At 62.4% G+C, this 11418-nt stretch carries 9 protein-coding genes; 8 read left to right on the plus strand and 1 reads right to left on the minus strand.

The window, feature by feature from the left end; genetic code table 11:
• Positions 1-45: 45 nt before the first annotated feature.
• From DVS29_RS10495 to DVS29_RS10525, 7 genes are all read left to right on the plus strand, one after another.
• Positions 46-1260, plus strand: coding sequence for a porin (locus DVS29_RS10495; RefSeq protein ID WP_205962434.1), 1215 nt, complete (start codon positions 46-48; stop codon positions 1258-1260).
• A gap of 101 nt (positions 1261-1361) precedes the next feature.
• Complete coding sequence (locus DVS29_RS10500) at positions 1362-2168, plus strand: HpcH/HpaI aldolase family protein (protein WP_118180397.1); 807 nt, start codon at positions 1362-1364, stop codon at positions 2166-2168.
• Between the two features lie 46 nt (positions 2169-2214).
• Entirely contained in the window at positions 2215-2991 is a 777-nt protein-coding gene (locus DVS29_RS10505; protein WP_118180398.1) for an SDR family NAD(P)-dependent oxidoreductase, read from the plus strand.
• Positions 2992-3114: 123 nt separating this feature from the next.
• Positions 3115-4842 carry a solute:sodium symporter family transporter gene (locus tag DVS29_RS10510; protein WP_118180399.1) on the plus strand — a complete coding sequence of 576 codons (1728 nt, stop codon included), beginning with the start codon at positions 3115-3117 and terminating at the stop codon, positions 4840-4842.
• Positions 4843-4941: 99 nt separating this feature from the next.
• The gene (araD, locus tag DVS29_RS10515; protein ID WP_118180400.1) at positions 4942-6684 is read left to right on the plus strand and encodes an L-arabinonate dehydratase; all 1743 of its coding nucleotides are present in this window, start codon (positions 4942-4944) and stop codon (positions 6682-6684) included.
• 198 nt (positions 6685-6882) lie between these two features.
• A complete protein-coding gene (locus DVS29_RS10520) occupies positions 6883-7083 on the plus strand; it encodes a hypothetical protein (RefSeq protein ID WP_118180401.1) in 201 nt (66 codons plus the stop codon).
• Between the two features lie 150 nt (positions 7084-7233).
• On the plus strand, positions 7234-8058 hold the full coding sequence (locus DVS29_RS10525; RefSeq protein WP_205962428.1) for an FkbM family methyltransferase: 825 nt from the start codon (positions 7234-7236) through the stop codon (positions 8056-8058).
• A 352-nt stretch (positions 8059-8410) separates the two neighbouring features.
• Here DVS29_RS10525 and DVS29_RS36855 read toward each other — a convergent pair whose 3' ends face one another.
• Positions 8411-8887 carry a hypothetical protein gene (locus DVS29_RS36855; protein WP_124800623.1) on the minus strand — a complete coding sequence of 159 codons (477 nt, stop codon included), beginning with the start codon at positions 8885-8887 and terminating at the stop codon, positions 8411-8413.
• Here DVS29_RS36855 and DVS29_RS10530 point away from each other — a divergent pair.
• Complete coding sequence (locus DVS29_RS10530; RefSeq protein ID WP_124800624.1) at positions 8841-11399, plus strand: autotransporter outer membrane beta-barrel domain-containing protein; 2559 nt, start codon at positions 8841-8843, stop codon at positions 11397-11399. The two genes, DVS29_RS36855 and DVS29_RS10530, sit on opposite strands and share 47 nt — an antisense overlap.
• Positions 11400-11418 lie beyond the last annotated feature (19 nt).

The raw sequence follows: 11418 nt of genomic DNA on the forward strand, positions 1-11418 counted from the left end.
CATAACTAAATAAAGGACAATAATTTCATGGATCTTCACACCCGAATCAAGGTAAGGAGTCAGGTTCTCTGTTTTGCCGTTCTGCCGGCCGCGTTGCTGTCGACGCACGCGATGGCGCAAAGCAGCGTCACGCTGTCGGGCATCGTCGACAACGGACTTTTCTGGACTAACAACGAGACGTCGCTCGGTTCGCGTGCTGCTGGACACAGCGCGCTGCAGGCGCAGCCAGGCGTCTGGACCGGAAGCCAGTTCCGGCTCGAAGGCAAGGAAGATCTTGGCGATGGAACGAAGGCGATCTTCAGCCTGAATTCCCGCTTCAATTCGGACAACGGCGCGGCCCAGTTCTCGGGCGCGATGTTCGGTCAATGGGCGTACGTCGGGCTCGCGAACGATCGCTTCGGTACGGCCACCGCCGGCCGTCAGTTGACGTCGTACAGTTCCCTTCTGACGCCGTACAGCCCGACCAACTGGCTGACGGGCTTTGCCGGCGCTCACCCGGGCGACCTCGATAACTTCGATACCGACTACAAGACCAACGATGCGGTCGTCTACCAGTCGCCGGAGTATCGCGGTTTCGTACTCGGCGGCGGCTATGCGTTCGGCGGCGTTGCGGGCAGTCTGCACACCGGTTCGAGCTGGAGCGTCGCGGCGCGCTACAAGGCCGGCGCTGCCGGCATCGCGGTGGGCTTCGAACGCTTCAACAACGGCAATCCCGATGGCGGGACCTGGAGCGCGTCGTCTACCGCGATTGTCGGCAGTTCGCAGCAGGGTGTTTCTTCCGTCACGGGCGGATATCAGACGGCCGCGGCGCAGCAGCGGCTTGCGGTGGTGGGCGGCTACGAATTCACCGACCGGCTCGGCATTGCGTTGAACTACACGAACGTTCAATACATCGCGGGGACAGCGTCGCTGTTCAATTCGAAGGCGGTCTGGAACACGTTTGGCGGTGTCGTTCACTACACGGTGACGCCGGCATTCTTCGTCGCCGCGGGCTATAGCTACACGCGAACGTCGAGCGCGAACGGCATCAGCGATGGCGCTCAGTACAACCAGGTCACGCTGTCGCAGTATTACGCGCTCTCCAAACGGACCGGCATCTATTTCCTCGAAGCATGGCAAAGGGCCGGTGGCCAGACGCTGTCGACTGACGGCAAGACGATCGTCGACGCGACCCCATCGATCGGCGACGGCTTCAACTCGTCGCCTTCGTCGGGCCGCAACCAGATCACGGCAGGGCTCGGCCTGATCACGCGATTCTGAACGCGCCACGTGGACTCATGAAGTAAAGCTGGGCTTCCGCAATGAGCAGTGGCGGTGGCCCGACCGTGCTGAACCAGTGACTGAAACGGAGCAGAGAAGAGATGAATACCCAACAGGATCGACCCGTCAGCTTCAAGCGCGAGCTCGCGCAAAAGTCCCTCTGTCTCGGGACCTGGGCGATGGCGGGCGCGCCGAGTACCGCCGAGGCGCTCGGCCACGCGGGTTTCGACTGGGTGTTGATCGACATGGAGCACAGCCCGATCGAAATGGGCGACGTCTGGCAGATGCTGCAGGCGGTCGACGGTTCGCCCGCGCACCCGATCGTGCGGGTTGCGCGCAACGACGATCTGGCGGCGGTCAAGCGCGCGCTCGATCTCGGCGCGCGCACGATCATGTTTCCGTATGTGCAGACCGTCGAAGAAGCCGAGCGTCTGGTTGCGTCCGCCAAGTACCCGCCGCTGGGTCATCGCGGTTTCGCGGCGATGCACCGCGCCAGTCGATACGGCACGTGGACGGACTACAGCAAGGTCGCCAACGACATCACGACCTGCATCGTGCAGTTGGAGACGCCGGAAGCGATTGACCGCCTCGAAGCGATCGCGGCGGTGCCGGGCGTCGACGCACTGTTCATCGGCCCGGGCGACCTGTCGGCGGCGGTGGGCAGCATCGGCAACGTCCAGAGCGAAGAGGTGAAGAAACTGATGCATGACGCTGTTCGTCGCGCACGCGCGGTCGGTATTCCGGTCGGCACGTTGATGCCCACCCCGGCACTGGCCAGGACCTGGCTCGAAGCCGGCTACGACTACATCGCGATCGCTTCGGATCTCGGCATGCTGATGCAGCGTGCCAATGAGGTGCTGGCCGCGATGAAGGGCGTGCAGAAGCCGACGGTATCGTCGGGATACTAAACGCGTGGACTTTGACAATCGCAGGTTGCTTCAGACCGGAGACAGTATGGATCTTGCTCGCTATCCGAGCCTCAAGGAAAAGCCGGTGTTCATCTCGGGCGGCGCGTCCGGCATCGGCGCGGGGATCGTCGATGCATTCGTTGCTCAGGATGCGCGAGTCGCGTTCTGCGATCTCGATGCGCAGGCGGGCGTCGAGCTGTGCGAGCGCTATCCGGCGGAACGCCGCCCGTGGTTTGACCAGTGCGATGTTCGGGATATCGAAGCATATCGACGCACGCTCGAAGCAGCGGCGGAAGCCGTCGGCACGATCAAGGTGCTGGTGAACAACGCCGGCCGTGACGATCGGCACGCGCTGGCCGACCTGACGACGGAGAAGTGGGACGACGTGCTCGCCGTGAACCTGCGCCACCATGTGTTCGCGATCCAGCAGGTGGCACCGGGCATGCGCGATGCGGGCGGTGGTTCGATCATCAACATGGGTTCGATTTCATGGCTGAGAGCGCGCCCGAACCTGATCGGATACACGGCGTCGAAAGCGGCAATTACCGGCATCTCACGAACCCTGGCGCGCGAGCTGGGCGATGGTCATATCCGCGTCAACGCGGTATTGCCGGGACTCGTGCTGACCGAACGTCAAAAGGCGCTGTGGTTCAGCGAGGACGATGTCAAACGCCTGCTCGAACTGCAATGCCTGAAGTACATGGTCACCGTGGACGATATCTCGGACATGATCGTCTTTCTCGCCTCCGACCAGTCCGCGGCCGTGACCGGTCAAAGCATCATCGTCGACGCGGGGCTCGCGCAGGTGTCCGTGGTGGGATGACGTTTTGCGCGGCAAACACGACATCAATGCAATGACGGGCGAATGAATTCCAATTGCACCAGCTGATCCGGGCGTCGCATCACCACGATCCGATCGGTATGGGGCTGATAACAAGGAGACGCTGTGATTACGTTTTTGACTTTCATCGTTCTGACGTCGCTGGTCGCATTCATTTCGTTCAGGATGACCAAGGATGCCGGAGATCGAGGCGCCAAAGGCTACTTCATGGCGGGCAATGGTCTCGGCGGATGGTTCATCGCCGGTTCCATGATGCTGACCAACCTCTCGCTCGAACAACTGGTGGGGCTCAACGGCGATTCGTACACGCACAATCTTTCGGGCATGGCGTGGGAAGTGACGGCGGTTATCGCGATCGTCGCGATGGCGACGTTCTTCCTGCCGCGATTCCTGCGTGGCGGCTTCTCGACGCTGCCGCAGTTTCTCGAAGCGCGCTATGACGAGCAGACGCGCAAGATGGTCAGCCTCATCTTCATCGTCTACTACACGTTCATCCTCAATCCGTCCGGCCTGTATCTCGCGGCGATCACCTTCGATCACATCTTCCACGTGCAGCAGGTGCTTGGCCTGTCGTATCCGGTGACGCTCGCAATTCTCGTCTGGGCGGCGGGCATCTGCGGCGGCCTGTATGCGGTGTTCGGCGGTCTGCGCGCGGTGGCCGTCTCGGACACGATCAATGGCGTGATTCTGCTGGCTGCGGGTCTGCTGGTTCCGGTGCTTGGACTCTTCGCGCTGGGACACGGTCATCTGTCAACCGGCATTCATGTGATCGCGACGCAGGCACCGCAGAAACTGAACGCGATTGGCAGCAGCCACGACAGCACACCGTTCAGCACCGTGTTTACCGGCATGGTGCTCGCGAACCTGTTCTACTTCTGCACGAACCAGGCGATCATCCAGCGGGCGTTTGCCGCAAAGAATCTCGCCGAAGGGCAGAAGGGCGTGCTGATCGCGGGTGGGTTCAAGCTGCTCGGTCCGCTCACGCTGTTGTTGCCTGGTGTGATCGCTTACCACATGTTCGCGCAACATCCGCTGGCACGCGGCGATTTCGCCTATCCGATGCTGGTGGAGCAGGTCATGCCGTGGTGGGCGAAAGGGTTCTTCGTCGCGGCGCTGTTCGGCGCGGTGCTGAGCCACTTCAATTCGATCGTCAACAGCACGGCAACCTTGCTCGCGTACGACTTCGTGAAGGCACGGCGACCGAACATCGACGATGCATCGCTGGTCAGGATCGGCAAGGGGGTAAGTATCGTCATCGCGGTGATCTCGCTCATCATCGCGCCGATGCTGATGTACGCACCGGATGGCATCTATATCCTGATCCGCCGCTTCAGCGGATTCATGAATATCCCGATCATCGCCATCGTGCTCTACGGATTCTTCGACCGCCGCGGTGGCGCGCTGCCCGCGAAGCTGGTGCTGATCGGTCACATCATCGCGTACGGCGTGCTGGTTTTCGTGATCAACATCGAGAAGCTGCTGGGGATCAACTTCATTCACATCATGGCGATCCTGTTTGCGGCCGAAATCCTGCTGATGTTCTCGCTGCGCGGCGTGTTCTCCCGCGAGACGCCTTATGAGCCCGCGCGTCGCGAAGGTTACGACATGACGCCATGGCGCCACGCACCGACGATGAGCATCATTCTGCTGGCCATTCTCGTGACCATGTACCTGGTGTTTTCGCCGCTCGGTCTGGCGGCCTCGGGCCCGGCATCAGGAAACCTGATCTATATGATCGCGGCGGTGTGGATTGTGGCCGCAGTGCTGATCCGGGCGTTCAGGCGGAGAGAAAAGTCCATGCTCGTCCGGTCTGGCGGCGTTCAGCAGGGGTGATTTCCGGCGGTGATTTCCGGGGCGGTTACCCGTTCAGGCAGCGCTGCCATTTCGCCGCGCTGCGCTTTCAACAAGCATTGTCTTTCACGCTGATTCATCATGGAAACCAAACGCAGACAACTCGCCGAACTGCGCAGCCAGCGCTGGCTCGCGCCCGACAATATGCGCTCGTTCGCGCATCGGCAACGTCTTCAGCAAATGGGCCTGCGCCGCGAGGAATTCATGTCGCGGCCGGTCGTTGCGATCATCAATACGTGGAGCGATCTGTCTCCGTGCCACGCGCATCTGCGCGAGCGTGCGCAGGACGTGAAGCGCGGCATCCTGCTCGCCGGCGGCATGCCGTTCGAGCTTCCGGCGATGTCGCTGGGCGAGGTCATGGTGAAGCCGACCACGATGCTCTACCGCAATTTCCTCGCGATGGAAACGGAGGAACTGCTGCGCTCGCTGCCGATCGACGGCGCCGTGCTGATGGGCGGCTGCGACAAGACCACGCCCGGCCTGCTGATGGGCGCGCTCTCTGCCGATTTGCCCTGCATCTACGTGCCCGCCGGCCCGATGCTCAACGACCGTCATCGCGGTCAGGCGGTCGGCGCGGGGACACACACGCGCAAGTTCTGGGACGAATACGCGTCGGGCGGTCTCGAACAGCAGGAATGGATCGAACTCGAAGCGCGCATGACGCGCGCGCCCGGCACCTGCAACACGATGGGCACCGCGAGCACGATGACCGCCATCGCGGAGGCGATGGGCTTCACGCTGCCTGGCGCGACCAGCATTCCCGCGATGGACGCGAGCCATCCGCGCATGTGCTCGGCGAGCGGCGAGCGCATCGTCGGCATGGTGTGGGAAGACCTGAAGCCGAGCCGCTTTTTCACGCGCGACAGCGTGAAGAACGGCGTCGTCGCGTACATGGCGCTCGGCGGTTCGACCAACGCAGCGGTTCACCTGATCGCGATCGCGGGCCGCGGCAACGTGCCGCTTACGCTGGACGACCTCACGCGCATGGGCGAGGGCGTACCCGTGCTGGCCGACATTTATCCGTCCGGCCAGCGGCTGATGGAGGACTTCTATTACGCGGGCGGCCTGCCGGTGCTGCTCGGGCGATTGCGCGACCGCCTGAATCTCGGCACCGTGACCGTGACCGGCAAGACGCTCGGCGAGAATCTGGATACCGTCGGCGCGCAACGCATGCGCGAAGGCGAAGACGCAATTCGCGCGGTCGACAATCCGGTGAGCGCGCGCGCTGCGCTCACGGTGCTGCGCGGCAATCTCGCACCGGACGGCGCGGTCATCAAGCCGAGCGCGGCGACACCGCGCCTGTTGCAGCATCGCGGGCGCGCGCTGGTGTTCGATTCGATCCAGCAGATGAACGAGCAGATCAATCGCGACGATCTCGATGTGGATGCCGACACCGTGCTCGTGTTGCGCGGCGGTGGCCCGATCGGCGCACCGGGCATGCCGGAGTGGGGCAACCTGCCGATCCCGAAGAAACTGCTCGAAGCGGGCGTGCGCGATATGCTGCGCATTTCCGATGCACGCATGAGCGGCACGCACTATGGCAGCTGCGTGCTGCACGTGGCGCCGGAGTCCGCGCTCGGCGGTCCGCTCGCACTGCTCCGTACGGGCGACATCGTCGAACTGGATACCGCGAACGGCCGCCTCGACATGTTCGTGACCGACGAGGAACTCGCGAAGCGCCGCGAAGCGTGGCGCGCGCCGCCCGCGCCGCGCAAGCGCGGCTATATCCGTCTCTTCGTCGAGCACGTATCGCAGGCCGACAAAGGTTGCGACTTTGACTTCCTCGATGGTTTCGAAGCGCCGCCGGAGCCTTCGATTTTTTGAAAAGTGTCGGCGATCTCCCAACATCGCTCAAGCAAAGGATGGTCACGCGCAGACTCGCATGATCGCGATTCACGTTCGGATGCGCTGCGCGCGGGTTGCGCACCGATCGCGTCCTGGTGGCATGACATTCGCATAGTGAGCTGCAGGCAGTCGACCCCGCGACTGCTTCCACAACCGTCCTGTTCAAGGAGACACACCATGAAGACGCTGACCATCCACGATCTCGAGAAATCCGTGGAGCTCGATCGCCAGGAGATGACCGACATTCAAGGCGGCCGGATAAAAGTCATCGGCCAGCATAACGGCACGCTGCTCACGTCCGCCGATGGCGACCCTGTCGGCGTGTATGTCGACGGCGTGCTGCAAAACAACGTTGGCGATGGCTACTACCACGGCTGACGGAATAGCGGCGCGCAGTCTTGCGCGCCGCCGGCCGTACACCGATCCGGTCTGACTCACCCCTGTAGCCATTTGACGGGCCACGTCCAGATAGAATACGTGCCACCGCGTTCTTCGCCGACGCTTGTGCCCATCAAGGTAAGCAGTCCGATGCCTCATGCCGCAGATCCCTACGTTCTGGTCGACACGCGACACGGAACGATGCTCGCCAACCGCCACGACGAATATGTCGGTCAAGCTTTGATCCAGTATGGCGAGTACGCCGAGCTCGAAACGCAATTGCTCCTGCAATGCGCGAACCGGCCCGGAACGGTCGTCGAAGTCGGCGCGAATATCGGCAGCCAGACGGTGCCGCTGGCAAAGGCAGCCAAGGCAGCCGGTGCCGACGTCGTCGCCTTCGAACCGCAGCCGTTCCTGTTCCAGAACCTGTGTGCGAATCTCGCGCTCAACGCCGTGGACAACGTGACCGCATGGCCTTTTGCGTGCGCAGCGCAGGAAGGAACGGTCTGGTTCCAGCACCCCAACTACCAGCGCACAGGCAACTTCGGCGCCGTATCGGTTCACGAACAAGCGCTGGAGAACGGCGTGCAGGTGCCATGCGTGCGACTCGACGACAGGGTGCGCGAGCGGACCGTACAGCTGCTTAAAGTGGACGTCGAAGGGTTCGAACTGCAGGTACTGCAAGGCGCCCGCGAGGTGCTCGCGAACCACCGTCCTCTGCTGTATGTCGAGAACGACCGGGTCGCGAACTCTGCAGCACTCATCCAGCATTTGTGGGGGCAGGGGTACCGGCTGTGGTGGCACATCACCCCGCTATTCAATCCGCAAAATTTCCGGGGCAATGCGGAGAACCGCTATTCGAACCTTTGCTCCGTCAACATGCTGGGTGTCCCCAAGGAGTCGAGCCTCGTGCTAAAGGGCTTCGAGGAAATCGTCGATGCGAACGTGCATCCGTTTACGGCGCGTCAGCCTTGACTGGTCGACGGACAACTGGCGCATTGAACGATGTCATGTTTCTTGCCGCTATTCGCACGCAATTCAACTCGCTGCTTAAAAAATGATGTTGTCAATTGGTGTTTGTGGTCTGCGCTAAAGGCCGCAATTGCTTGACTACGCGCGTCAAAGCAACACTTATGCGAGATGCCTTAATCCCCTCGAAATAAGAACGATCATTCGGCATAAACGAGATGGCTAGCGGTATGGAAAGCACATATGACATCCCGCGCAAACCCGGATGGTACCTGGCATTCAGCGGACAAACGACGTCTGCGTAATTAAATTGAAAGAACGTCAAATCTCGCGTAAATCGTCATGCTATTTATAAAAATTAGTGCGCTGGCGAACGGAAAAAATGCGTAATCACGTTGTCGGAATTTTGCGACTCCGCTGAATAATCGTTGCAAGTTGTTACACCCTCCAGATAATTGCTTCCGAAATCTTTCATCGGGGCAATCACGAGTCGCAAGAACGTACCACCAAAACAACGCGCAATCGCCGCAGCCCTGGCCGGCGTACTGACCGGAGTCGTGCCGCTAGTCGCCAAAGCCGACTGCGGAGTCAACGGTACGATCAGCGCCAACACCACCGAAATCGGCTGGTCCTCCGGGAACTGCACGATTGCCAACAACGTTGTCATCTCCAACTTCAATACCGCGACCGCCTTGCTGGCGACCGGCTCTTCGCTCGGCACGCTGACCAACAACGGCACCATCGCCGGCATCACGTACGGGTTGGTCAACTCGGGAACCATCGGCCTGTTGAACAACAACAGCGGCGGCCAGATGGTCGGCGGCAGCTCGGGCATTCACAACACCGGCTCCGTTACCGTGTTCAACAACAACGGGCTCATCTCTACGACCAGCATCGCCGGCACCATCGCATCGGGCATCCAGAACTCCGGCACGATCGGGACGCTGACCAACACCGCAACCGGCACGATCACCGGGGCCGGGCGAGGCATCTACAACACCGGCACCATTGGCATCGTGAACAACCAGGGTCTGCTCGCCGGCAGCGGCACGGTCAGCGGCAGCATCTTCGGCATCGACAGCAGCGGCGGCAGCATCGGCACGATCCTCAACAGCGGCACGATCAAGGGTTCCACTTACACCGGAACGATCGTCGGCTATGAGGTGCTGGGCGAAAATTCAGGCACCATCGGCACGCTGAACAATTCCGGCACCATCACCAACGAGATCGGTGTGCTGATCCGCAGCGGCGCAACCCTCGGCACGCTGACCAACAGCGGATCGATCGCCTCCACGTTTTCAGGTGTCGTCGCGCAGAGCGGCACCATCGGCACCATCGACAACACCGGCCTCATCGCCGGCGCGACCACCCAGACCGTCACCGGCTTTCCGAGCGGCCCTTACACGGGGATTTTCGCGCTCGCCGGCGCTTCGATTGGCTCGATCACCAATAGCGGCACCATTACGGGTCTGCTGAACGCGATCAATATTGACAGCACCAGCACCATCGGTCAGATCACCAACAGCGGCCTGATCGCGGGCAACATCCATAACACCGGTTCCGTCGATCTCAGCATCGGCGGCGGCAGCGGCTCGACGTTCGGCACGCTGACGGGCCTTGGCGGCGGGATCGGCAGCGCGAACATGGGCACCATCACGAATACGTCGTCCAACGTCGTGTTCGGGTTGGGCAACCAGTTGCTCAACGACAGCGTCAACGTCGGAAGCCATACCGTCAACAACAGCGGCGCGACGCTGCAGGTCAACAATCCGGTCGCGATCACGGGCAATTACACGCAAGGGGCCGGTGCGACGCTGCTGGTCGGCGTCGCGGACGGCGCCGTCGCCGGCGGCTCGCTCGGCAGCGACAGCGGCTACGGCCGGCTGGTCGTCTCGGGCACTGCCAACATCGCATCGGGCTCAGCCGTGACGCTGCAGAAGCAGAATGCGTACGGATTCGCGGCTGGCCAGCGCTACGTCGTCGTCGACGCGACCGGGACCGGCACGAACTACAACGTCGGCACGCTGCGCTATTCGATTGCCGGCGTGACCGGACTGGTTGTTACCGGTGCGGCCGTGGCCAACGGTTCGAACAGCGATCTCGTGCTGACTGTCGCCGATGCGACGTCGCCAACGCCGACACCCACGCCGTCACCGTCACCGACACCCACGCCAACTCCGACACCCACACCGACGCCTACGCCTACGCCGACCGGTGCGAATGCACCGAATGCGGTGTCGGCGCTGGGTGGGCTGGGACACTACACCGGCATCAGTCCGGCGCTGCTCAACCTGTATAACGCGTCGCTCGCGCTCGACGCGAATGGCACAAGCCACGCGGCCAACGTCGCCGGCAAGCAGCTCGGGCCGACGTCGCAGACCTCGGTCAGTCAGGCGGCCGCGGCCCCGACCTTCGACGTGCTCAATATCATCTCGAGCCATGCCAACGGCTTGCGCCTGGCGCAAAACGACGGCAGCGGCATTTCGACCGGCGAGGCCCCGCCGTCCTGGGGTGCCTGGGGACAGGCATTCGGCGGACACGCGAGTCAGGACGAACGCGATCAGGTGGACGGCTACAGCGCCAATTACGGCGGTCTGCTGTTCGGCGTCGACCGCGCGATCACCGATACATGGCGTGTCGGCGGCGCATTCAGCTACAGCAACACGGCCGTCAACAACACGGGCGACACCGCCGGCGACAACACCCGTATCAACTCGTACGGTCTGCTCGGCTACGCGAGCTACGTGACGAGCCGGTGGTACGCGAATCTGTCCGCGGGTGCCGTCGATCAGCGCTACGACACGAATCGCGTGGTCGACTTCTCCGGGTTTTCCGGCCAGGCCAACGGCAGCTTCAGCGGGCAGCAGTATGTTGCGCGCGGCGAATTCGGCTATCCGCTTGCGCTCGGCGTCGCGACCGTCACGCCGCTTGCGAGCCTCACCTACAGCTATCTGCATCAGAGTGCCTACACCGAAACGGGCGGCAACGGCGCGGCACTGTCGGTCGGCTCTTCGCATCTGACGTCGGTTACCACCGACCTCGGCGCGAAGATCGAGCGCGAATTCCCGACTTCGGTCGGGACGCTGGTACCGGATCTAACCGTTGCGTGGCGTCACGAGTACGACAACACGCGCGCGCTGACCACGGCCACCTTTGCCGCGGACCCCAGCGGACAGACCAGTTTCTCGGTACTGGGTACGAGCCCCGTGACCAACGCGGCCGTTTTGAGCGCTGGCATTACGCTGCTGAACCAGCGGAACCTGAGCCTTTCCGCGCGCTACGACGTGCAGCTCGGGTCGGGCTTCGTCTCGCAGGCGGGCAGTCTGCGGCTGCGCAAGCTGTTCTGATCGCGCACCGCGCGACGGG

Origin of the sequence: Paraburkholderia phosphatilytica (assembly GCF_003443895.1) — a bacterium.
GTDB lineage: Bacteria > Pseudomonadota > Gammaproteobacteria > Burkholderiales > Burkholderiaceae > Paraburkholderia > Paraburkholderia phosphatilytica.